General features: G+C 34.0%; 19 protein-coding genes, 1 tRNA gene and 3 rRNA genes. 20 read left to right on the forward strand and 3 right to left on the reverse strand.

Annotated features, from left to right (window positions below; genetic code table 11):
* The first annotated feature begins 62 nt into the window (after nt 1–62).
* The 5 genes from CLAU_RS10950 (at nt 63) to rrf (ending at nt 8,238) form a co-directional block, all read left to right on the forward strand.
* Nucleotides 63–1,562 (forward strand): sugar ABC transporter ATP-binding protein, encoded by a 1,500-nt coding sequence (locus CLAU_RS10950; RefSeq protein WP_013236821.1) that lies wholly within the window; start codon nt 63–65, stop codon nt 1,560–1,562.
* Nucleotides 1,559–2,533, forward strand: coding sequence for an ABC transporter permease (locus tag CLAU_RS10955; protein ID WP_013236822.1), 975 nt, complete (start codon nt 1,559–1,561; stop codon nt 2,531–2,533). Before CLAU_RS10950 ends, CLAU_RS10955 begins: the two co-directional genes overlap by 4 nt.
* A gap of 592 nt (nt 2,534–3,125) precedes the next feature.
* A 16S ribosomal RNA gene (locus CLAU_RS10960) occupies nt 3,126–4,635 on the forward strand.
* Nucleotides 4,636–5,024: 389 nt separating this feature from the next.
* Nucleotides 5,025–7,914, forward strand: a 23S ribosomal RNA gene (locus CLAU_RS10965).
* Nucleotides 7,915–8,121: 207 nt separating this feature from the next.
* A 5S ribosomal RNA gene (gene rrf / locus CLAU_RS10970) occupies nt 8,122–8,238 on the forward strand.
* The 16S, 23S and 5S rRNA genes sit together here, the layout of an rRNA operon.
* 266 nt (nt 8,239–8,504) lie before the next feature.
* On the opposite strand, the gene CLAU_RS10975 is transcribed toward rrf, so the two are convergent.
* The gene (locus CLAU_RS10975; protein ID WP_013236823.1) at nt 8,505–9,230 is read right to left on the reverse strand and encodes an NAD-dependent protein deacylase; all 726 of its coding nucleotides are present in this window, start codon (nt 9,228–9,230) and stop codon (nt 8,505–8,507) included.
* Nucleotides 9,231–9,406: 176 nt separating this feature from the next.
* Between CLAU_RS10975 and CLAU_RS10980 the strand changes: the two genes are divergently transcribed.
* A tRNA-Cys gene (locus tag CLAU_RS10980) sits at nt 9,407–9,480 on the forward strand.
* A gap of 503 nt (nt 9,481–9,983) precedes the next feature.
* A complete protein-coding gene (locus CLAU_RS10985; RefSeq protein ID WP_013236824.1) occupies nt 9,984–10,421 on the forward strand; it encodes a DUF6442 family protein in 438 nt (145 codons plus the stop codon).
* A gap of 124 nt (nt 10,422–10,545) precedes the next feature.
* Here the strand turns inward: CLAU_RS10985 and CLAU_RS10990 are convergent, their stop codons facing one another.
* Complete coding sequence (locus CLAU_RS10990; RefSeq protein ID WP_029170199.1) at nt 10,546–11,460, reverse strand: S66 peptidase family protein; 915 nt, start codon at nt 11,458–11,460, stop codon at nt 10,546–10,548.
* An 18-nt stretch (nt 11,461–11,478) separates the two neighbouring features.
* A complete protein-coding gene (locus tag CLAU_RS10995) occupies nt 11,479–12,420 on the reverse strand; it encodes a magnesium transporter CorA family protein (protein WP_013236826.1) in 942 nt (313 codons plus the stop codon).
* Between the two features lie 304 nt (nt 12,421–12,724).
* Here CLAU_RS10995 and CLAU_RS11000 point away from each other — a divergent pair, with 304 nt between their 5' ends.
* The 13 genes from CLAU_RS11000 (at nt 12,725) to CLAU_RS11060 (ending at nt 22,893) form a co-directional block, all read left to right on the forward strand.
* Entirely contained in the window at nt 12,725–12,937 is a 213-nt protein-coding gene (locus CLAU_RS11000) for a sigma factor G inhibitor Gin (RefSeq protein ID WP_013236827.1), read from the forward strand.
* Nucleotides 12,916–14,364, forward strand: a complete 1,449-nt coding sequence (locus CLAU_RS11005) for an aminotransferase class I/II-fold pyridoxal phosphate-dependent enzyme (protein WP_013236828.1) — start codon at nt 12,916–12,918, stop codon at nt 14,362–14,364. Before CLAU_RS11000 ends, CLAU_RS11005 begins: the two co-directional genes overlap by 22 nt.
* A gap of 17 nt (nt 14,365–14,381) precedes the next feature.
* Nucleotides 14,382–15,065: a dTMP kinase gene (locus CLAU_RS11010; protein WP_013236829.1), complete on the forward strand. Its 684-nt coding sequence runs from the start codon at nt 14,382–14,384 to the stop codon at nt 15,063–15,065.
* A 130-nt stretch (nt 15,066–15,195) separates the two neighbouring features.
* A complete protein-coding gene (locus CLAU_RS11015; protein WP_013236830.1) occupies nt 15,196–15,525 on the forward strand; it encodes a cyclic-di-AMP receptor in 330 nt (109 codons plus the stop codon).
* A 16-nt stretch (nt 15,526–15,541) separates the two neighbouring features.
* On the forward strand, nt 15,542–16,486 hold the full coding sequence (locus CLAU_RS11020) for a DNA polymerase III subunit delta' (RefSeq protein ID WP_013236831.1): 945 nt from the start codon (nt 15,542–15,544) through the stop codon (nt 16,484–16,486).
* A 4-nt stretch (nt 16,487–16,490) separates the two neighbouring features.
* Nucleotides 16,491–17,396 (forward strand): PSP1 domain-containing protein, encoded by a 906-nt coding sequence (locus CLAU_RS11025; RefSeq protein ID WP_013236832.1) that lies wholly within the window; start codon nt 16,491–16,493, stop codon nt 17,394–17,396.
* A 10-nt stretch (nt 17,397–17,406) separates the two neighbouring features.
* The gene (locus tag CLAU_RS11030; protein ID WP_013236833.1) at nt 17,407–17,610 is read left to right on the forward strand and encodes a heavy-metal-associated domain-containing protein; all 204 of its coding nucleotides are present in this window, start codon (nt 17,407–17,409) and stop codon (nt 17,608–17,610) included.
* A 245-nt stretch (nt 17,611–17,855) separates the two neighbouring features.
* On the forward strand, nt 17,856–18,029 hold the full coding sequence (locus CLAU_RS11035; protein ID WP_013236834.1) for a DUF362 domain-containing protein: 174 nt from the start codon (nt 17,856–17,858) through the stop codon (nt 18,027–18,029).
* A gap of 146 nt (nt 18,030–18,175) precedes the next feature.
* Entirely contained in the window at nt 18,176–18,970 is a 795-nt protein-coding gene (locus tag CLAU_RS11040; protein WP_013236835.1) for a flagellar motor protein, read from the forward strand.
* Nucleotides 18,967–19,818, forward strand: coding sequence for an OmpA/MotB family protein (locus tag CLAU_RS11045; protein ID WP_013236836.1), 852 nt, complete (start codon nt 18,967–18,969; stop codon nt 19,816–19,818). The genes CLAU_RS11040 and CLAU_RS11045 overlap by 4 nt, the downstream gene beginning before the upstream one ends.
* Nucleotides 19,819–19,992: 174 nt before the next feature.
* A complete protein-coding gene (locus tag CLAU_RS11050) occupies nt 19,993–20,745 on the forward strand; it encodes a tRNA1(Val) (adenine(37)-N6)-methyltransferase (RefSeq protein ID WP_013236837.1) in 753 nt (250 codons plus the stop codon).
* 6 nt (nt 20,746–20,751) lie between these two features.
* Complete coding sequence (gene rsmI / locus CLAU_RS11055; protein ID WP_013236838.1) at nt 20,752–21,591, forward strand: 16S rRNA (cytidine(1402)-2'-O)-methyltransferase; 840 nt, start codon at nt 20,752–20,754, stop codon at nt 21,589–21,591.
* A gap of 264 nt (nt 21,592–21,855) precedes the next feature.
* A complete protein-coding gene (locus CLAU_RS11060) occupies nt 21,856–22,893 on the forward strand; it encodes a C40 family peptidase (protein WP_013236839.1) in 1,038 nt (345 codons plus the stop codon).
* Nucleotides 22,894–23,296 lie beyond the last annotated feature (403 nt).

The following is a 23,296-nucleotide window of genomic DNA, read 5'->3' on the forward strand; positions in this document are numbered from 1 at the left end:
TTTAACATTTTCTAAGAGTAAAATATTTAGTTACGTAATTTGTGGCAAAAGGGGGGGTAATATTGTCAGAAACTATATTGAAAATGGAGAACATAACTAAAAGTTTTTCAGGAGTTACAGTTCTTAAAAATTCGGGAATTGAAGTTAAAAAAGGAGAAGTTCATATTTTACTTGGTGAAAATGGTGCAGGTAAATCAACTCTTATGAAGATACTTTCTGGAGCATATTCAAAAGATAGTGGAGACATTATACTAAACGGAAACAAAGTAGAGATAAATTCTCCAAAAGATGCTGAGAAACTTGGAATAAGCATAATTTATCAGGAATTTAATTTAGTTCCCTATATGACTGTTGCTGAGAATATATATCTTGGAAGAGAACCTGAATCCAAGGTACCTGGTAAGGTTAATTTCAAAAAAATGTACAATGATGCACAAAAGATGATTGATTACTTAAATGTAGATATACCTGTAGATAAACCAATAAAGAATTTAGGAATTGCCCAGCAACAAATGGTTGAGATAGCAAAAGCACTATCGGTTCATTCTGATATCATAATAATGGATGAGCCAACAGCGGCACTGACAGAAAAAGAAATAGATAATTTATTTAAAATAATGAGAAAAATTAAATCTGAAGGAGTTTCTATAATATACATTTCTCATAGACTTGAGGAATTTGCTCAAATTGGTGATAGAGTTACTGTTATGAGAGATGGAGAAACTGTAGAAACAGTTAATATCAAAGGTACATCTATAGATGAACTTATAAAATTAATGGTAGGAAGAGAAATTAAAGAAAAATTTCCTAAAATAAAGGTTGATTTAGGAGAAGAAATATTAAGGGTTAAGGGATTAACCAAAAAAGGAGTTTTTGAAAATATAAATTTCAGTTTGAGATCAGGCGAAATACTAGGATTTTCTGGTCTTATGGGTGCGGGAAGAACAGAAGTAATGAGGGCTATATTTGGTATAGATTCATTTGATTCTGGTGAAATATATTTAAAAGGTAAAAAAGTTGAAATAAATTCCCCTATGAAAGCAATAAAAAATGGTATAGGATTTGTAACGGAAAATAGAAGAGATGAAGGTCTTGTTTTACAGATGGGTGTAGGTCAAAATATAACCTTAGCATCCCTTGGCAAATATATTAGTAATCCTATAAAATTAAATCTTAGAAAAGAAGTCAAGGAAATAAAAGATTATATATCTAAATTGTCAATTAAGTCTTCAGGATATAGACAAATTGCAGGTACACTGAGCGGTGGAAACCAACAAAAGATTGTTATAGCAAAGTGGCTATTATCTGATTCAAAGGTTTTAATTGTGGATGAACCTACTCGTGGAATAGATGTAGGTGCTAAAATAGAAATTTATAATATTATGAATGATTTAGTTAAAAGTGGGGTAGGAATAATTATGGTTTCTTCAGAACTTCCTGAAGTACTTGGCATGAGTGATAGAATATTAGTTATGTGTAGAGGGAAAATAACTGGAGAATTAAATAAGGATGAGGCTACTCAAGAAAAAATAATGCATTATGCAACAGGAGGTATAGAATGATGAATCAGTTAGAAGATACTGAAAAAAAGAAAAAGACTAGTATAAATGACATACTGGATAAGCTAGGGGTTGTCATTGCATTAGTTGTTTTAATTGTAGTTATGGCTGTGTTGTCTCCAGATTTTCTTACTGTAAAAAATGTATTTAACATATTGCAGCAGATTGCACAAATTGGAATAATATCTGTTGGTATGACTTTTGTAATATTACTTGGAGGAATCGACTTATCTGTTGGTTCAATTATTGCATTTACAGGACTTATTATGGCATTATGCATGAAAGCAGGAATGTCTGTTGTGTTAGCTATTTTAGTAGGTATTATACTAGGTGCAGCTATTGGTTTCTTAAATGGAATTTTAATATCAAAGGTTAAACTCCAACCTTTTATAGCTACACTAGGAACTATGACTATGGCTAGAGGACTTGCATATACTATAACAAATGGACAACCAGTATATTCTTTCTCAGCTGGGTTTAAAAGCTTTGCTGGATTTATTGGAGTTGTTCCAATTCCTGCAATTATTATGGCAGTAATATTTGCATTAGGTTATTATGTGCTTAAATACACAAAGTTTGGAAGATACATGTATGCTATTGGAGGAAATAGAGTAGCAAGTAAGCTTTCAGGAATAAATGTGGATAAATATGAGATGTTGGTTTATACGATTTCAGGAATATGCTGTGCTATAGCTGCTATAATTTTAACAGCAAGGCTTGATTCAGCAGTACCAGTTGCAGGTGATGGAAACGAACTTGATGCTATAGCGGCAGTAGCTATAGGTGGAACAAGTATGACCGGTGGAGAAGGCGGTATAGTTGGAACACTTATTGGTGCCTTAATTATGGGAGTAATTGCGAATGGAATGAACCTACTAGATGTGCAACAGGGACCACAGAGGTTTGCTAAAGGTGCAATTATAATTTTAGCTGTAGGAATTGATGTAATAAGAAAGAAAAGAACTTCTAAATAATACTTTGGATAAATTCACAAGGTGCTTATTAATTTTTATTAAAAAAGTTTCAGATTATATCCGAAACTTTTTTTGTATTTAAATACTATAGTTTTATCTCCAATCCTAAAAGAAATTTGTTTATTAGGGTTATTTAATGATATGTAATAGGTATCATATTTATTAAAAATGGGTAATATAGTTCTCTGTTAGAATAAATTAAGTATAAACATATCCATGTGTATCTATGTAAGAAAAATGGTGAATATAAGTAGTATAAAGGAGAAAATGCAAATTAAGTTATAAAAATACCGGAGTAAGTGAACTGAGTTAAGTATAAGCTGTGATATAATAAATTTCGTTGTCATGGAGATTACAGAAACAGATTAAATCAATAGTTTTTTATTTAAAGAAAAATAATAAAACGTATTGACAGATGTAATTTAAAATGATATACTATAAAGGCTGTCGAAGTGAGACGGCAAAATGATCCTTGAAAATTAAACAGAGGAAGATATAAGTACAACTTATTTAGAATAAACCAGCAATTCTTTTGAGCTGCGAGAGCAGCTAAAAAAGTAATTTCGTAATAAGAAGAGTCAATACAAACTTTTAAATTAAGAGTTTGATCCTGGCTCAGGACGAACGCTGGCGGCGTGCTTAACACATGCAAGTCGAGCGATGAAGCTCCTTCGGGAGTGGATTAGCGGCGGACGGGTGAGTAACACGTGGGTAACCTACCTCAAAGAGGGGGATAGCCTCCCGAAAGGGAGATTAATACCGCATAATAATCAGTTTTCACATGGAGACTGATTTAAAGGAGTAATCCGCTTTGAGATGGACCCGCGGCGCATTAGCTAGTTGGTAGGGTAACGGCCTACCAAGGCGACGATGCGTAGCCGACCTGAGAGGGTGATCGGCCACATTGGAACTGAGAGACGGTCCAGACTCCTACGGGAGGCAGCAGTGGGGAATATTGCACAATGGGCGAAAGCCTGATGCAGCAACGCCGCGTGAGTGAAGAAGGTTTTCGGATTGTAAAGCTCTGTCTTTGGGGACGATAATGACGGTACCCAAGGAGGAAGCCACGGCTAACTACGTGCCAGCAGCCGCGGTAATACGTAGGTGGCGAGCGTTGTCCGGAATTACTGGGCGTAAAGAGTGCGTAGGCGGATATTTAAGTGAGATGTGAAATACCCGGGCTTAACCCGGGCACTGCATTTCAAACTGGATATCTAGAGTGCGGGAGAGGAGAATGGAATTCCTAGTGTAGCGGTGAAATGCGTAGAGATTAGGAAGAACACCAGTGGCGAAGGCGATTCTCTGGACCGTAACTGACGCTGAGGCACGAAAGCGTGGGTAGCAAACAGGATTAGATACCCTGGTAGTCCACGCCGTAAACGATGAGTACTAGGTGTAGGAGGTATCGACCCCTTCTGTGCCGCAGTAAACACAATAAGTACTCCGCCTGGGAAGTACGATCGCAAGATTAAAACTCAAAGGAATTGACGGGGGCCCGCACAAGCAGCGGAGCATGTGGTTTAATTCGAAGCAACGCGAAGAACCTTACCTGGACTTGACATACCCTGAATATCTTAGAGATAAGAGAAGCCCTTCGGGGCAGGGATACAGGTGGTGCATGGTTGTCGTCAGCTCGTGTCGTGAGATGTTAGGTTAAGTCCTGCAACGAGCGCAACCCCTGTTGTTAGTTGCTAACATTTAGTTGAGCACTCTAGCAAGACTGCCGCGGTTAACGCGGAGGAAGGTGGGGATGACGTCAAATCATCATGCCCCTTATGTCCAGGGCAACACACGTGCTACAATGGGCAGTACAGAGAGAAGCAAGACCGCAAGGTGGAGCAAACCTCAAAAACTGCCCCCAGTTCGGATTGCAGGCTGAAACTCGCCTACATGAAGTTGGAGTTGCTAGTAATCGCGAATCAGAATGTCGCGGTGAATACGTTCCCGGGCCTTGTACACACCGCCCGTCACACCATGAGAGCTGGCAACACCCGAAGTCCGTAGTCTAACTTAGGAGGACGCGGCCGAAGGTGGGGTTAGTAATTGGGGTGAAGTCGTAACAAGGTAGCCGTAGGAGAACCTGCGGCTGGATCACCTCCTTTCTAGGGAGTCGAAAGATAGAGTATAATCTATCTTATAAATTGATGGTTTAAGTAAGTTAGAAAGTCTACTCTGTTTAATTTTGAAGGATCAGATAGATTCTTCTTTCAGTTTACAAGCAATTAGGAATGTAAATTGAAAAATTGTCCTTTGAAAATTGCACAGTAAATAAGAAATAAAGTAAAGCTAAGGTTATAATATAACCTTTGTAGAATAAACTTTAATATCATTTTAAAGATTTAAGATGATACATGAAACTAAGAAAATTGATAGTAACAAGCAAGACAAGGAAAAACTTGAATGAGGAGCGGAGTTTACTAGTGTAAATGAGCACCGGAATGAAAGTTTTGACGCAGTATTGCGAAGTTAATAGCAATTTTCGATAATGAAAGGTCAAGCTACAAAGGGCGCATGGAGGATGCCTTGGCACCAGGAGCCTAAGAAGGACGCGATAAGCTGCGAAAAGCTCTGGGTAGGCGCAAATAGCCAGAGAACCAGAGATATCCGAATGGGGAAACCCACCTAGACAACGCTAGGTACTGCAAACTGAATACATAGGTTTGTAGAGGCAAACCCGGGGAACTGAAACATCTAAGTACCCGGAGGAAGAGAAAGAAACATCGATTTCCTAAGTAGCGGCGAGCGAAAGGGAAAGAGCCCAAACCAGGAACTTGTTCCTGGGGTTGCGGATAGATCATAAAAACTGTGAAGTGTTAATTGAAGAGAGCTGGAAGGCTCCGCCGTAGAAGGTAAAAGCCCTGTAAATGAAAACAAAGAGCAGTCAGATCTAATCCAGAGTACCACGAGACACGAGAAACCTTGTGGGAAACAGGGAGGACCACCTCCCAAGGCTAAATACTACCTGGTGACCGATAGAGAAGGAGTACCGTGAGGGAAAGGTGAAAAGAACCCCGGGAGGGGAGTGAAATAGAACCTGAAACCGTGTGTCCACAAACAGTCGAAGTACGTAAAGTACGACGGCGTGCTTTTTGTAGAACGAGCCAGCGAGTTATGATATGCAGCAAGGTTAAGTACTTAAGGTACGGAGCCGGAGGGAAACCGAGTCTGAAAAGGGCGAAAAGTTGTATGTTGTAGACCCGAAACCGAGTGACCTATCCATGGCCAGGTTGAAGCGGAAGTAAAATTCCGTGGAGGACCGAACCACGTTGGTGTTGAAAAACCATGGGATGAGCTGTGGATAGCGGAGAAATTCCAATCGAACTCGGAGATAGCTGGTTCTCCTCGAAATAGCTTTAGGGCTAGCGTCGGAAATGAGTAATGGAGGTAGAGCACTGAATGGGGTAGGGGCTGACAACAGTTACTGAACCTTATCAAACTCCGAATGCCATATACTTGAATTCCGGCAGTCAGACTGCGAATGATAAGATCCGTGGTCAAAAGGGAAACAGCCCAGACCACCAGCTAAGGTCCCAAAGTGTAAGTTAAGTGGGAAAGGATGTGTGATTTCTAAGACAACTAGGATGTTGGCTCAGAAGCAGCCACTCATTTAAAGAGTGCGTAATAGCTCACTAGTCAAGAGATCATGCGCCGAAAATGTCCGGGGCTAAAACTTACCACCGAAGCTGTGGACTCGAAAGAGTGGTAGAGGAGCATCCTGTATGAGTAGAAGTCGTACCGGAAGGAACGGTGGATTGTACAGGAGAGAGAATGCTGGCATAAGTAGCGAGAAATAAGTGAGAATCTTATTGGTCGAAAACCTAAGGTTTCCTGGGGAAGGTTCGTCCGCCCAGGGTAAGTCGGGACCTAAGCCGAGGCCGAAAGGCGTAGGTGATGGACAATCGGTTGAAATTCCGATACCGCATAAAAGCGTTTGACAAAAGGGATGACGCAGGAGGATAAGGTGTGCATACAAATGGATGTATGTCTAAGCATCGAGTCAGGTATACCAGGAAAATCCGGTATATCAATGATGAGGTGTTATGGGGAACCCGCAAGGGGAAGTACCTGATTTCACGCTGCCGAGAAAAGTCTCTATGGAGTTTTTATGTGCCCGTACCGCAAACCGACACAGGTAGGTGAGGAGAGAATCCTAAGACCATCGGAAGAATTGTTGTTAAGGAACTAGGCAAATTAACCCCGTAACTTAGGGAGAAGGGGAGCCACGCAAGTGGCCGCAGAGAAAAGGCTCAAGCAACTGTTTATCAAAAACACAGGTTTCTGCTAAAGCGAAAGCTGAAGTATAGGAGCTGACGCCTGCCCGGTGCTGGAAGGTTAAGGGGAAGACTTAGCGCAAGCGAAGGTCAGAACTTAAGCCCCAGTAAACGGCGGCCGTAACTATAACGGTCCTAAGGTAGCGAAATTCCTTGTCGGGTAAGTTCCGACCCGCACGAATGGCGTAATGATTTGAGCACTGTCTCGACAACAAATCCGGCGAAATTGAAGTGCAAGTGAAGATGCTTGCTACCCGCGATTGGACGGAAAGACCCCGTAGAGCTTTACTGCAGTTTAGCACTGAATTTCGGTATTGTCTGTACAGGATAGGTGGGAGACTAGGAAGTAGTGGCGCCAGCCATTACCGAGTCGATGTTGGGATACCACCCTGATAGTACTGGAATTCTAACCGGGCTCCATGAAACTGGAGACGGGACAATGTTAGGCGGGCAGTTTGACTGGGGCGGTCGCCTCCTAAAAAGTAACGGAGGCGTACAAAGGTTCCCTCAGAAGGGTTAGAAATTCTTCGAAGAGTGCAAAGGCAGAAGGGAGCTTGACTGCGACACAAACAGGTGGAGCAGGGACGAAAGTCGGGCTTAGTGATCCGGTGGTACCTCGTGGGAGGGCCATCGCTCAACGGATAAAAGCTACCTCGGGGATAACAGGCTGATCTCCCCCAAGAGTTCACATCGACGGGGAGGTTTGGCACCTCGATGTCGGCTCGTCGCATCCTGGGGCTGAAGTAGGTCCCAAGGGTTGGGCTGTTCGCCCATTAAAGCGGCACGCGAGCTGGGTTCAGAACGTCGTGAGACAGTTCGGTCCCTATCCGTCGCGGGCGCAGGAAATTTGAGAGGAGCTGTCCTTAGTACGAGAGGACCGGGATGGACCGACCGCTGGTGAACCAGTTGTTCCGCCAGGAGCATAGCTGGGTAGCCAAGTTGGGAAGGGATAAACGCTGAAAGCATCTAAGTGTGAAGCCCACCTCAAGATAAGATTTCCCATAGCGTAAGCTAGTAAGACCCCTCGAAGAACACGAGGAGATAGGTCAGAGGTGTAAGCAGGGCAACCTGTTAAGCTGACTGATACTAATAGGTCGAGGGCTTGACCAAATAAAAACGAAAGAAAAAAAGTTTACTGTGCAATTTTGAGAGGACAGAGTAATTTGAACTCTTAAAAGTTAATATATAAGAAAATTGATAGAAGCGATCAGATTGGGGAAAGGCTTGAATGAGGAGCAGAGTTTACTTATGTAAATGAGCACCGCAATGAAAGACTTGACGAAAATATGAGAAGCTTATAGCAATTTTCGATGATAATCTGGTGGTAATGACGTGAAGGTAACACCCCTTTCCATACCGAACAGGAAGGTTAAGCTTCAGGGTGCCGATGGTACTGCAGGGGAGGCCCTGTGGGAGAATAGGTCGCTGCCAGGTAAAAAAAATAGAGTACTGATTAGCACTCTATTTTTTTATCATAATTTAATTTTATCTGATGATTATGAGCTCTAATACTCACACGCATTTTGTAACAGTTGCTTTTCTCCAAGTGTACGTTGAGAGAAGCTACGTTTCTTGATAATCTCCTAAAGGATAAAGACTTAAGTGCTAAAGTACTAAGAAGCCTGTTAATAAGGTATCACAAGTGGAGTTTTAAACTCCACTTGATGTCAAGAACTCTGTTTATTAAAAAGAATAAAATCTTACAATATACTTTTTAGAACTTTTCCTATACTGTCATGTATAACTATATTAGCCTCATTATCATAAGAAGTAGAAGATTTATTTATAAGAACTAAATATTTTCCCTTAAAATAATTAATTAACCCTGCAGCAGGATATACTATTAGGGAAGTACCTCCTACAATTAACATATCAGCTTGTTGGATGTATTCTACGGATTTATTTAATGTGTCCATGTTTAGACTTTCTTCGTATAAAATTACGTCTGGTTTTATTGTTCCATTACATTTATCACATTTTGGTATAAGACCTGGGGTATTTAGTACATAATCTAAATCAAAAGATTTTCCACATTTAGTGCAATGATTTCTATGAATGGAACCATGTAATTCTAATACATTATTTGACCCTGCCATTTGATGGAGACCATCTATATTTTGAGTTACTATAGCTTTTAACTTTCCCATTTTTTCTAATTCTGCAAGAGCGTAATGGGCGTCATTTGGCTTTGCATCTTTGTATATCATTTTTGCCCTATAAAAATCAAAGAAATCCTCAGTATGAGACATAAAAAAACTATGACTTAGCATTACTTCAGGGGGATATGAAAAATTATTTTTAGTTTTATATAATCCTGTTTCGGATCTAAAATCAGGTATTTGCGATTCTGTAGAAACTCCTGCACCACCCAAAAATACAATATTAGTACTTGAATTTACAGCGGATTTTAAATTCTCATAACTCATAAAATCACCTCTGATTAATATTATAGCATATACTTTTTATATGTTTAATTGTTTAGCAAATATTAGCATGTTTTATGTATAAGAGTAATTCATTTTATTTAGCAGCGGGTTTTTTAGTAATTGGAGTTGACAAAAAGTATTTAAAATGATATCATAAACTCTGTTAAAAAAAGTATGGCGCTATAGCCAAGTGGTAAGGCAGAGGTCTGCAAAACCTTTATCTCCAGTTCAAATCTGGATGGCGCCTCCAAAAAGATACAGAAGTAATCTGGTTGCTGATTTTTCAGTAGATAGGTTACTTCTTTTTTATTGTTTATAGCACTTTGGTATATTGTAGTATAATTATTATTGTATTAATATACCAAAGAAAAGATATGATATTACTATTTGTCAAACTGTACTACAGCATATTCCTGACCCTATTAAGATATTAGAAAAACTGAATTTAAGTTATCATCTAAAACCCAAAATAAGAAGTAATATAAATAAATGACTTATGAATATTGCCCATCTCACTTTTGATTTTCCTCGTTTATCGTTCTATTTCAACTTATTTGATAATTTTATTAGGTCTTAGAGCAATATTTTCTGCAGACAAATACTATTGTATAATTTTTTATGGAAAGTATACTTGATATCTATACTATGTGGTAGTAACATAAAAATGTAAAGTTAACTTTCCGTACAATTTAGGAAAATAGTTGTTATGTGAAAAATAGCTTATAAGAAGTATTAGCTATGAGGAGGAAAAAAATGAAAAGTAAGAGTGCTGCAAGGTATTTAATATTTTCACTCATTGGTTTTGTAATTTTGGCTGCAGGTGCTATATTAGCAAAACTTACAAGAAATGATCAAGGTATCATTGAGACTTTACCATATATTCTTATTGGAATTGGAGGTGGGGTCTTTGGACAAAATCTTGGTACTGCCTTTGACATCTATACTATGAAAAAAAATCCCGAGATAGCTAAGCAAAGGGAAATTGATGAAAAAGATGAGAGAAATATAGCAATAAGAAATAAAGCTAAAGCTAAAGCATATGATCTTATGATATTGGTATTCGGGGCATTGATGATGGCATTTGCACTGATGGGTGTCAGTTGGTCAGTAGTTTTAGCCATTGTTATTGCGTACCTGTTTGTTGTATTTTCAAATATATATTTTATAAGTAAATATGATAAGGATATGTAAAATTGTATATAATAGGAGTTTGCCAACTAGATTAGCTGAGGAAAACATTTCTTCCTAGTTCAAATCTGGATGGCGCCTCTATAGTATAAAAAATTGGTGTGTTTTATATTTGTAAATAAATGATCTATTTCACTACAGATTCTAATACATGTATTTCTCCTTCTTTAAAATTTACTTCTACATTACTCCCAATTGGTAAAGTTATTCTTGGATATGAATGGCCAGATTGAAAGTTGATTAAAGTTGGTTTTTTTAAGCTAAGTATCCTGTCTTCAAGTATTTCGGTTAAAGTTAAACTTCGTTCATAATGTGGAAGTTCACAATTTGTAAACTGTCCTAGAATAAAACCTGAACATTTTTGCAGGTCTCCACTTAGTGTTAATTGAGTAAGCATTCTATCAATTCTATAGGGTTCTTCTCCTACATCTTCTATAAAGAGTATTTTATTTTCAGTATTTAGAGCATAAGGAGTACCTAGAAGACTAGATATAAGGCATAGGTTACCACCTATAAGAGTACCAGCTGCGTACTCTCCATTAAAATACCGTGTGGGGATGTCCTCAGGGTTTTTTATAGTAAAGGGAGCATATCCACACATTAGGGTATCTAAAAAACTTTTTAATGTAAAATCATCAAAAGTAGAAGTACACATTGGAGAATGAAAGGTAATCATATGGCATTTGTTGTAGATATTGTTTAATAAAGTGGTTATATCACTAAATCCTGCAAATATTTTAGGATTTTCTTCTATAATGTTAAAATCAATAAGAGGAAGAAGCCTCATGCTGCCGTATCCACCTCTTGTGCATAATATCATATCTACACTTTTGTCTGAGAACATATCCATAATATCGGAAGCCCTGTCCACATCCTTACCAGCTAAATAACCCCATTTGTCATATATATGTTTCCCTTCTTTAACATTAAAACCAAAGTCTTTTAAAAATTCAATTTTTCCTTTGATTTTTTCAGGTTTCTCTGCACTCGCCGGAGATACAAGGCCTATAGTATCTCCTTTTTTTAATCTTTTTCCAATCAAAATCATCACATCCTAAAATTAAAATAAGTTTTTTTTCTTTAAAAATAATATACACACCAGGCAAATTGAAGCTGTTATGACATATACCATCCAGAAGCCATTTGGAGATTTAGCAAAAGGTATTCCATATAAATTCATGCCAAAGGAACCAAATATTATATTTGGAATTGCCATAACTATAGTTACTGAAGCTAGGAGTTTCATGACTATGTTTAAGTTATTTGATATAACTGAGGCAAATGCATCCATAGTTCCTGTTAAGATATTACTATATATGTTTGTCATTTCTATGGCTTGTTTATTTTCAATAATAACATCTTCTAGAATATCTTGATCTTCAGGATATTTCTGTAAAAGTTCTAACTTTAACATTTTTTCTAAAGTCATTTCATTAGCTTTTAGGGATGTTGAAAAATAAACAAGAGACTTTTGTAAAGATAAAAGTTGAATAAACTCTTTATTTTTCATAGATCTATGAAGTCTTTGCTCAATCATTACACTTTTTTTGTCTATTTGTCTTAAATAGAGCAAGTAATAGCTCGCTATTCTATAAAGTATTTGTAAAATAAACCTAGAACGTTTAAATGTGAAAAAGGATTTAACTTTCCCATTTATAAAATCAGTAAGAATATTACTGTTTTTTAAACAAACCGTAATTAAAGTAGATTCTGTATGGATTATAGCTAATGGATAAGAATCATAGGTTAAAGAATTAACTTCCATTTCTGTAAAAGGAATATCAACTATTACTAGTAGATTATTATCTTCAGTATCTATACGTGACGTTTCTTCTTCATCTAGAGCAGCTTTTAAAAAATCCATTGAAACACCAGACTTCTTTGATATTAAAAGTAAATCTTCATCTGAAGGTGCTACAACGTTAATCCAGCAGCCATGTTCTATGGTATCTACAGATTGAATGTTATTTGATTCGTCTATAGTTTTATAAATTGAAATCATGTAATGCCTCCTTGTAAAAATTAGCAGAGTATCTTGGTTGGTTTATTTATATAGTATATTTATATTATATCTTATGAAAACATACTTTTGAATATATCATTATAAGATATTAATATAAATGCTACTATTTAAATTTATTTATGTGGACAAAATAAGTTTAAGGGTAGAACTGAATAGTATATATTATAGAATATAAAAATGAGAAAGAATTTTTTAAATTGAATATTTTATGTATTAAGGGTAAAAATTTAAATAACAAAAGTAATAATATTAATTTGTAAGTAGTGCCGCTAGGAGGATGTAGATGAAAAAAAAATATTGTATCATATGTGGAAAACCTTTGAGTGATGGTATAATAATATATGGTAGAGGAATATGTAAAAGTTGTGAAGAAAGATTAATAAAATTAGAAAATGATTTAGATTTTTACGAATACTATAAAGAAAGAATAAGTAAAACTATAGCACGTTTTATTATAAGAGGAGAGATAACTCATTGTCAGAATTACCACTTTTAGAAGGAGTTTTAAAATATATTAAGGAAAATAATATATCATTTTGTATGCCAGGTCATAAAAATGGAAGAGGTTTTTATAATACTTCAATAGGAAGAGAATTTATATCTAATATTTTAAAATTTGATATTACTGAAGTAGATGGTGTAGACAATCTTCATAATCAAAAAAGTATAATATTAGATGCAAGTAAGCGTCTTTCAAAGCTTTATGGAAGTAAAAAGTCTTATTTTTTAGTTAATGGAAGTACGTCTGGAAATATGATAATGTTGTTTAGTAGTTTTAATGAGGGGGATAAAATTTTAGTAGAAAGAAATTGCCATAGTTCTATACTAAATGGAATAATTATGAGGAAGTTAATTCCTATATATTTAGAAAATATTATAAGTGAAAAAATAAATGCTCCTATTTGCGTAAATTTGGAGCATTTTTTACAAGCACTAAAGAGAAACAAGAATATAAAGGGAATAGTAGTTACATATCCCAATTATTATGGAATATGCAGCAATCTTAAGTTTATAATAAAGGAGGCAAAAAAGCTTAACATAAAGGTATTAGTTGATTGTGCTCATGGCGCACATTTTGGTGTTAATAAAAATTTACCGGAAAGTGCAGTAACACTTGGTGCAGATATGGTAGTTACTAGTTCGCATAAAACGCTGCCTAGTTTAACTCAAACTGCTTATTTACATGTAAACAATGAGAAATATATAGATAAAGTAGACTTTTATTATAATGCGTTTTTAAGTACAAGTCCTTCATACATAGCACTTTGTTCTATGGATTATGCTCGATTTTACCTTGAAGAGTATGGCAGCAGTGATTACGAAAAACTTATAGAGATAGCTGAATTCTATAGAGATAAGATAAACTCTATAAGAGGATTGCAGGTAATTGGCAGAAAGGATATAATACAATTTAATTCTAAAGAAAGGAAGGCAGTACCAAGTGTAGCAGATATAGATTTAACAAGATATACTATAAATCTAGAACCAGGATACAGTGGCAATTTACTTTTAAATTATTTAAGAAAACTAAATATACAGTGTGAAATGAGTGACAATTCCAACCTAGTATTGATTCTTTCTCCCTTTAATGAAAAAGAGGAGTTTGAAAGATTATATACTGTATTAAAGAATTGTGATTTAGAAAGAATTAAATGTAAAAAAACAAATAGGATAAAATATGGAATACCTCAATCCAAGATGATTCCATTTCAAGTTATAGATGTAGAAAAGGAAATGGTGGATTTAAATGATTCGTGTGGAAAGATAAGTGGGGCAAGTGTAATACCATATCCTCCGGGAGTTCCTGTATTGTCTATAGGAGAGCTGATAGATAAGAATGTAATTCAAGTTATTAAATATTATATAAAAAATAGTATGGATTTAATTGGAGTAAAAGATAATAAAATAAAAGTTGTAAAATAAATTTTGGAGGAAAGCGAATGAGTTTACAAAAAGGAAAACTTATAGTCATAGAAGGATGTGACGGCAGCGGAAAAGCTACGCAGACAGAAAAACTTTATAAAAGGCTTTTAAATGAAAATTATAATTTAAAAAAAATAGAATATCCTAATTATAATAGTGAATCTTCAGCTTTAGTAAGAATGTATTTAAATGGAGATTTTGGAAAAAAACCTGAAGATGTAAGTGCATATGCGGCATCAACATTTTATGCAGTAGATAGATTTGCATCTTATAAGATGGAGTGGAAAAAGTTTTATGAAAATGGTGGAATAATACTTGCAGATAGATATACAACAGCTAATATGATACATCAAGCTTCTAAAATTGATGATTTAGAAGAGAAAAATAAGTTTTTAAAATGGCTCTGGAATTTTGAATTTGATATATTTAGACTTCCTGTACCAGATTGTGTTATATTTTTGGATATGCCTCCTGAATATAGTAAAAAACTTATGACTAAGAGGAATAATAAATTTACGGGTAATGCAGAAAAGGACATACATGAGAGAGATTATGAGTATCTGGTTAATTCTTATAAAAATGCTATACATATTGTAGATAAATATAATTGGAATAAAATTTCATGTATAGAAGGTAGTGAAATAAAGACTGTAGATAAAATTCACGAAGATATATATGATTTGATAAAAAAAATACTATAGTAAAAAGTTAATGTATTAATTAAAAGTTTCAGTTATATGAGATAATAAGTACTTATGGTATAATAAATATAAGCTAATTTGAGAAATTTAGGCAATTATTTGTAAAATAAATTACAAGAGGTGATGTTTTATGAAATTAATTATAGCCATTGTTCAAGATGATGATGCTACTGATCTCTTGGAAATTTTAACAGAAGGTGGATTTAGGGTTACTAAACTTGCAACTACAGGCGGATTTTTAAGAGCTGGTAATACAACTTTGCTCATAGGAGTGGAAGAAGAAGACGTTGATAAAGTAATAGCCCATATAGAGGACGTATGTAAAACAAGAAATCAAATTATAACAACTCCTTCATCTGTAGCAAGTTCCACAGGGGTATATATGCCCTATCCTGTGGAGGTAGAAGTTGGAGGAGCAAATATATTTGTAGTAGATGTAGATAAGTTTGTAAAGATTTAATGGGAGGTATACTGAGTTGGAATTTTGCAATATAATAGGGCATGAGAATATAAAACTCCAGATAAAAAATTCTGTAACTTCCAATAGGTTTTCTCATGCCCATATTTTTGTAGGAGAAGATGGGATAGGTAAAAGTCTTCTTGCTAAAGAAATAGCTTTAGATATATTGGGAAAAAAGCAAATGAAACAGTATGTGGATATAATTGAATTTAAAATAGCAAAAGGTAAAAAGTCCGTTGGAATAGAAGAAGTAAAAAATATAATAGAAGAAATAAATAAAAAACCTTACGAAGGTGACAAAAAAGTAATAATACTATATAATTCTGATAAAATGACAGAAGCAGCTCAAAATGCGTTATTAAAAACTATAGAGGAACCTCCCAGTGGAAGCTTTATGTTACTTTTATGTGAAAAGCTAGATGGAATATTGGACACCATAAAGTCGAGATGTCAAGTATATAAACTTAATAGGTTAAGTCAAAAAGAAATGGAGACTTTTTTAAATGCCAAATTTCCTAACTTATCTACTGAAGAATTAAGATCTGTCTTAGCGTTTAGTGATGGAATACCTGGAAGAGCACAAAAATTTATTTCGGATATATCTTTAAGTGAAATGAGAAATATAATTTTAAATATATTTAAAGAATTATGTCATGAGAATTTTAGTTCCTGTTTAAAGCTGTCAGATTATATAGCTAAAGACAATTATGAATGGGAGGAAGTACTAACCTGTATTTTGTCATATATAAGAGATGTACTTGTATACAAAGAAACGGGTAATAGGAAGTTTATTATAAATATTGATAAATTTGAAGATATAAAGACCATAGGAGAAATGTTTTCATTTAATAAGTTGAATGATATTATTAATATAGTAAAGGATACTAGAGAAAAGTTAGAAAGCAATGTAAATAGAACTTTAGTTTTTAATTCTATGTTGGTGAAAATGCAGGAGGTATAAAAATATGGTAACAGTTATAGGAGTACGTTTTAAAAAGGCCGGTAAAATATATTATTTTTCACCAGGTAATTTAAATATAAAAAGAGAAAATAGTGTAATAGTAGAAACAGCAAGGGGAATAGAATTTGGTGAGTGTGTCATAGAACCAAAAGATATAAGAGAGAGTGATATAGTTTCACCACTTAAAAGTGTTTTAAGAATAGCTACAGAAGAAGATATACAAAAATATAATGAAAATAAAGAAAAAGAGAAAAAGGCTTTTGATATATGTATTGAAAAAATACAACAACATGAATTAAATATGAAGCTTATAGATGTAGAATATACTTTTGACAACAATAAAGTTATATTCTATTTTATAGCTGACGGACGAGTAGATTTTAGAGAATTGGTGAAAGATCTTGCATCCATATTTAGAACAAGAATAGAACTTAGACAAATAGGAGTAAGAGATGAGGCAAAAATGATAGGGGGCCTTGGGCCTTGTGGCAGAGCTATGTGTTGTTCTACGTTTTTAGGCGATTTTGTACCTGTTTCTATAAAAATGGCAAAAGAACAAAATTTGTCATTGAATCCTACTAAAATATCAGGAATATGCGGAAGACTTATGTGTTGTTTGAATTATGAACAAGATACTTATGAAAAAATAAGACAGAAGTTGCCTAAGGTAGGGTCTGTAGTTAGTACACCTGATGGAAGGGGAGAAGTTATAGATAACTCTGTAGTAAAGGAAAGCATTAAAATAAAGATAAAAGTTGAAGATGGTGATGATATAGTAAAAGAAGTGCCTATAAGTGAAATTAAAGTAATTTCAGGAGGATTTGAAGGCAATATAGATGAAAATGAGATAAAAATTGATGAAGAAACAGAAGATGCAGATATGATTAAACAATTGTTTAAGGAGGATTAAGGAGGAACATATGAAATCAGTATTTAAAATTCCTAATATACGTACTTCTGAGGATGTTAATAAAATAAGAAAAGTTATTTCCAGTAGTGAAGGGGTAATAGCCTGCCAAATAAATAAAGAAAAAGGAAAAGTAAGTATAGTATATGATAATTACTTTATAACAGAGAATAAAATTATCCAGTGTATAGAAGATTTAGGTTATGCAGTATTATAAGGCATTTTCAAAGAAATAACTAGTCAGTATGCTAGCCTATTTTTTATCATATTGCGTGGGTAGAACCCTTAGATAGGATTCACTATCTGCGGAACCTGCCTCCTTATCTGATAAAAAATATTCGCTGCATCTTTGACTTGTTATTTTCTTTCAAATGCCTAAAATTATCTTTTAAAATTATAACAAATGTGATAAAATACAGGGGATGAAAACATTATCTAAAAATTAAGGAGGTGTTACATAAGATGGCATATAAAATTACAGAGGATTGTGTAAGTTGTGGTTCATGTGCTTCAGAATGTCCAGCTGATGCTATAAGCCAAGGAGATAGTCAATTTGTAATAGATCCAGAAAAATGTATAGAATGTGGAAACTGTGCTAATGTTTGTCCAGTAGGAGCACCAGTTGAAGAAAGCTAGTTGTTAGGAGGTCACCATAAGGTGGCCTTTTTAATTTATATAAATATCAAATTCTGTATAAAGAGTAAGTTATTTTACACGAATAATTAATATAGATAGGAGATTAAATAAATTATAGTTAGAAAATGTACTAGATGGAGGGAAAAATGGATATATCTGTTGTCATATTTACGATATTTGGAATTGCTGCAGTAACAGCTGGTTTTGTGATGGATGGAGGAAACCCAACGGCACTTTTCGGCGGTGCAGCAGCTGTAATAGTTTTTGGTGGAACGTTTGGAGCTGTAGCTTTATCATTTCCGTTAGATGTATTAAAAAGAGTGCCTAAAATATTTAAAGTAATTTTTAATCCTAGAAAAGCAAGTTTAGTTGATTTAATTTTATATTTTAAAGATGTATCCTATAAAACTAGAAAAAATGGTTTGTTAAGTTTGGAAGGCGAAATATCCAATGACCCTAATTTAGATCCTTTTATAAAAAAAGGTCTTCAGCTTGTAGTAGACGGGGTAGATCCTCAAGCTGTAAGAGATATACTAGAATTGGAACTTGAATCTACATCTGAGAGACATAAGCAGGGGGCAAGTGTATTTGAGAGTGCAGGAGGATATGGGCCTACGATGGGTATTATAGGTACAGTTATGGGAATGGTTCATATTTTAGGTAGCCTTACAGATACAGCTAGCTTAGGTGGTAAAATAGGAAGTGCATTTTTGGCTACATTATATGGTATAGGATCTGCAAATTTATTATGGCTTCCATTAGGTAATAGATTAAAGCAGCAAGATGAAAAGGAAGTTAAGGAAAAAACTCTTATAATTGAAGCAATATTATATATTCAAGAAGGCATAAATCCAAATACTATAGCAGAAAAATTAAAAGGATTTTTGAACAAGCAGGAATTGGCAAAATATGAAGGAATGGATGGGAAGGCTGAATTATGAAGAAGAAAAATAAAAAACCAGATGAAGGACCAAGTGCAGAAAGATGGATGCTTAGTTATGCTGATTTTATGACGCTTCTTATGATATTCTTTGTAGTTATGTATGCTATGAGCCAGGTAGATCAAACTAAATATAATAAACTTTCTCAATCTCTCAGTATAGCAATGGGAGGAGGAAAAACAATAATAGGTGCTGATAATACTTCTAGTGTTAAAGATAGTGTTAAAACAGTAGATAAGCCAACTGAGAGTGACCAATCTGAAGAACAGGTTAAGATGGAAGCAAATAAATTAAAGCAATTAAAAAAGCAAGTGGACTCATATCTTGCAGCTAACGGATTAAGTCAAAGTGTAAGCTCACAGATAGATGAAAGAGGTCTTGTTGTTAGTTTAAGTAATACCTTGTTTTTTGATACAGGAAAAGCAGAAATAAAACCTGAAATCCAAAATACATTAATGGGAATAGGAAAAATGATAAATCAAATGGGAAATTCCATAAGGGTGGAAGGACATACGGATAATGTGCCTATTAGCAATAATGAATATGCATCTAATTGGCAGTTATCTTGTGCTAGAGCAGCTAATGTAACTCAATTTTTACAAAATAAAGTAGGTATTAAACCTGAAAAACTTACATCAGTAGGCTATGGAGAATACAGATCAGTTACTGATAACTCTACAGATGCAAATAGAGCTAAAAATAGGAGAGTAGATATAATTATAGAAAGCAATAAATTTAACAGTATTGAACGTGGAAATAGTACAAGCAGCAGCACCAACAGTTCGCAGGGTACCTCACAGATTACAACTACAGATCAACAAAAGGTAAATCAATCTCAACAACATTAAACATAGTTAGTAATATACTATTTATTAAATCCCTTAATTTTAATGGGATTTTATTTTTTACAAAAATTAATGATAGTTAAGTATCTAGTATTTGACAACATATTTTATTTAAATTACAATTTAAGTTAATGTGTAAACTTGTGTAAAATAAATTTTATAAGTGAGGATGTTTAAGTGAAATTGAAGTTAGTGAGAAGTGATGAAACATTAGATGATCTACAAATAAATGGAATATGTATTATACAGAAAAAAAATAGCTTTAGGTTTGGAGTGGATGCTGTTTTACTTGCAAATTTTGCTAAGATTAAACCTAAAATGAATATAATTGATTTGTGCAGTGGAACAGGGATAGTACCATTTATAATAGCTGGTAAAACAAAGGCTCAGCATATAACAGGTATGGAAATTCAAAAAGATATGGTAGATATGGCAACTCGTTCTGTAATTTTTAATGGCATGGAGAAAAAAGTTGAATTTATTCACAGAGATTTAGTAGATTTTGAATTTTTAAAAAAGTTACCAAAAGCGGATGTAGTAACGGTAAATCCACCTTATAAATTAAAAAATTCGGGAATCACAAATGACCAATACGAAAATGCAATATCAAGGCATGAAATATGCTGTACATTAGAAGATGTTATAAAGGCAGCAAAGATTTTATTAAAAGATAATGGAAAGTTATATATGATCCATAGACCGGATAGGCTTGTAGACATAATGTACACTATGAGGAAATACAATATAGAACCAAAGCTGATGACAATGGTACAGCCATGTGTTAACAAGGCACCTAATATGGTACTTATAGAGGGACAAAATAATGGAAAGCCATTTTTAAAATGGGAAGTACCTATATGTGTACATAAATTAGATGGAAGCTATACAGATGAAATTGATAGAATATACGGAAGATGTTTAAGGAGATAATGTGTGATGGGAAAACTTTTTTTAGTGGCAACTCCTATAGGAAATTTAAGTGATATAACCTTAAGAGCTCTTGATACCCTTAAAAATGTAGATTTAATAGCAGCAGAAGATACCAGACAGAGTTTAAAGCTATTAAATCATTTCAATATAAAAAAACCACTTATAAGTTGCCATAAATACAACGAAAATGAGAAAAGCAAATTATTAATACAAAAGTTGAAAGATGGTAAAGATATAGCATTAGTAAGTGATGCTGGGACACCAGGTATATCAGATCCAGGAAGCATTATGGTAAAAAGTTGTATAGAACAGGGAATAGAATTTGAAGTCCTGCCTGGTGCCACTGCAGTAACAACGGCTTTGGTTTACTCGGGTCTGGATACGTCAAGGTTTACATTCATTGGATTTTTACCTAGGGAAAATAAAGATAGGAGAAGTATACTAGAGGGTGTAAAAAATAGAACTGAAACATTGATATTTTATGAAGCACCACATAGACTGACAAGCACCTTAGAAGTATTAGCAACCGTCCTAGGTAATAGACATATAGGCATTTGTAGAGAGCTTACAAAAGTTCATGAAGAAATATTGAGATTTACATTAGAAGAAGCTATGAATTATTATGAAAGTAATAATGCAAAAGGGGAATTTGTACTGGTAGTAGAAGGTAAGGATGAAAAAGAACTTTTAAGAGAAGAAAGTGAAAAATGGATAAACTTGTCTATAGAAAAACATATAAAAATGTATATGGAAGATGGATTAGATAAAAAAGAAGCTATAAAAAAAGTAGCTAAGGATAGAAAACTTTCGAAATCTGAAGTTTATAAGTATTCTTTAAACCTATAATAAGAAAAAAGTAAGCTTAAAAATTGTATAAAATTTATTAAATATCGTTAATAGATATAGAATATAAGTAACAAATTACTAAAAAAGAAGCTGATTTTATTAGAAACTTATAATGTCTCTGATATAAATTTTATATATGTGTTGAGGTATATACCAATTTAATGGTATAATGGAAACATGTTATTTGCGAATTTGAGTTTTTTATGGTTATAAGGGGCTGAAATTTGTAAGCTGTTAAGTATTTTACGAGGAGGTAGAAAAGTTTTGAATAAAAGAACCTTATCTGTTGCAATTGCATTAACTTTGGCATTGTCAACAGGGGCAAATGTTTTAGCTGCGCCAAGTGCATCAAGTTCATCGACTTCATTAGAGCAGGTTAAACAACAAAAGCAGGAATTGGAAATTAAAGCTGAAAAAATGGACAACCAAGTAATACAAACTATGAATGACTTAGAAAATAATAAAAAAAGTATTGCCTCAGTTTCTAATAGTATAAAACAAACTCAAGCTAACATAGATTCTGTGCAAGCTAGTATAGAAAGCCAGCAGAAAGTATTTAATCAAAGAGCAAAGGCTATGTATACAAATAACATGAGTGGTTACCTGGGAGCAATATTAAATGCAAGTAATTTAAACGATTTTATATCTAGAGTAGATAATGTTGGAAAAGTAATGAGTTTTGACAAGAATGTTGTAGGCGATTTAAAAAGTAAAAAAGAGCAATTAGCTAGTGGAAAAGAAAAACTAAATAATGAAAATAATAAGCTATTGGCACTAAAGTCAGAAAATGAAAAAAAGTTGGCCAAGCTTAATAGTGATAAAGAAAGTGCAAAAAATGTAATAGCATCTTTAGATGCACAAGAAAAGTCTTTAGAAATTACTGATCAAGCAACTTTAAAGGCAATTGCTTCAGCTGCAAGTAATGTTAGTGCTTCAAGAGGAGGTACCATAATATCATCTGATGCAGTAGTAGCATATGCTTCTAACTTTTTAGGAGTCCCTTATGTATATGGAGGAACATCTCCTTCAGGGTTTGATTGTTCAGGATTAGTTCAATATGTATATGCAAACTTTGGAATTAATTTGCCAAGAACTTCAGAGGAACAGCAAAATGTGGGCACACCTGTATCAAGAGATGAGCTTAAGCCAGGAGATTTAGTTTTCTTTGGTTCTCCAGCATATCATGTAGGAATGTATGTAGGTGATGGTCAGTTTATTGAAGCACCACGTACTGGGCTTTCAGTTAGAATAGCAGCTTTAGATAACAGATCAGATTTTACAGGTGGAAGAAGAGTTAAATAATAATTTAGTGACATATTATTTTAAATTTCAGTATACATACATAGCTAAATCCATTTTGTACTCGAGAGTTTAGCTATGTTTTTTTATTTTACAGATATAAACATAAAAGACACGATGTGGCAAATAGGGAACAGAAAACTTTTCAAATGTGAATTTTATAAGAATTTTTAGGCCTATAGTTAGAAAATAAAGGCAAGTTTAAAATTTACATATTTTTTATGAAAAATTGTTAATAAACATAAAATATAATTAATAAATTATTAAAATAATATTTGGCTTTATTTAAAATTTGCAATATTTCTTCTGAAAATTTTATACATGTGTTGAGGTACATATCAATTTAATGTTATAATAGATATACGTTACTTACTAATCTCAGATTTTAGGGGTTATGAGAAGTTCA

The organism is Clostridium autoethanogenum DSM 10061, assembly GCF_001484725.1.
GTDB lineage: Bacteria > Bacillota > Clostridia > Clostridiales > Clostridiaceae > Clostridium_B > Clostridium_B ljungdahlii.

Bases quoted from the DNA above. Each gene is read 5' to 3' on its own strand.
- CLAU_RS10955 (WP_013236822.1), top strand. From the start codon at position 1,559: ATGATGAATCAGTTAGAAGATACTGAAAAAAAGAAAAAGACTAGTATA.
- CLAU_RS10975 (WP_013236823.1), bottom strand. From the start codon at position 9,230: ATGAGTTATGAGAATTTAAAATCCGCTGTAAATTCAAGTACTAATATT.
- CLAU_RS10985 (WP_013236824.1), top strand. From the start codon at position 9,984: ATGAAAAGTAAGAGTGCTGCAAGGTATTTAATATTTTCACTCATTGGT.
- CLAU_RS10995 (WP_013236826.1), bottom strand. From the start codon at position 12,420: ATGATTTCAATTTATAAAACTATAGACGAATCAAATAACATTCAATCT.
- CLAU_RS11000 (WP_013236827.1), top strand. From the start codon at position 12,725: ATGAAAAAAAAATATTGTATCATATGTGGAAAACCTTTGAGTGATGGT.
- CLAU_RS11010 (WP_013236829.1), top strand. From the start codon at position 14,382: ATGAGTTTACAAAAAGGAAAACTTATAGTCATAGAAGGATGTGACGGC.
- CLAU_RS11015 (WP_013236830.1), top strand. From the start codon at position 15,196: ATGAAATTAATTATAGCCATTGTTCAAGATGATGATGCTACTGATCTC.
- CLAU_RS11025 (WP_013236832.1), top strand. From the start codon at position 16,491: ATGGTAACAGTTATAGGAGTACGTTTTAAAAAGGCCGGTAAAATATAT.
- CLAU_RS11030 (WP_013236833.1), top strand. From the start codon at position 17,407: ATGAAATCAGTATTTAAAATTCCTAATATACGTACTTCTGAGGATGTT.
- CLAU_RS11035 (WP_013236834.1), top strand. From the start codon at position 17,856: ATGGCATATAAAATTACAGAGGATTGTGTAAGTTGTGGTTCATGTGCT.
- CLAU_RS11040 (WP_013236835.1), top strand. From the start codon at position 18,176: ATGGATATATCTGTTGTCATATTTACGATATTTGGAATTGCTGCAGTA.
- CLAU_RS11045 (WP_013236836.1), top strand. From the start codon at position 18,967: ATGAAGAAGAAAAATAAAAAACCAGATGAAGGACCAAGTGCAGAAAGA.
- rsmI (WP_013236838.1), top strand. From the start codon at position 20,752: ATGGGAAAACTTTTTTTAGTGGCAACTCCTATAGGAAATTTAAGTGAT.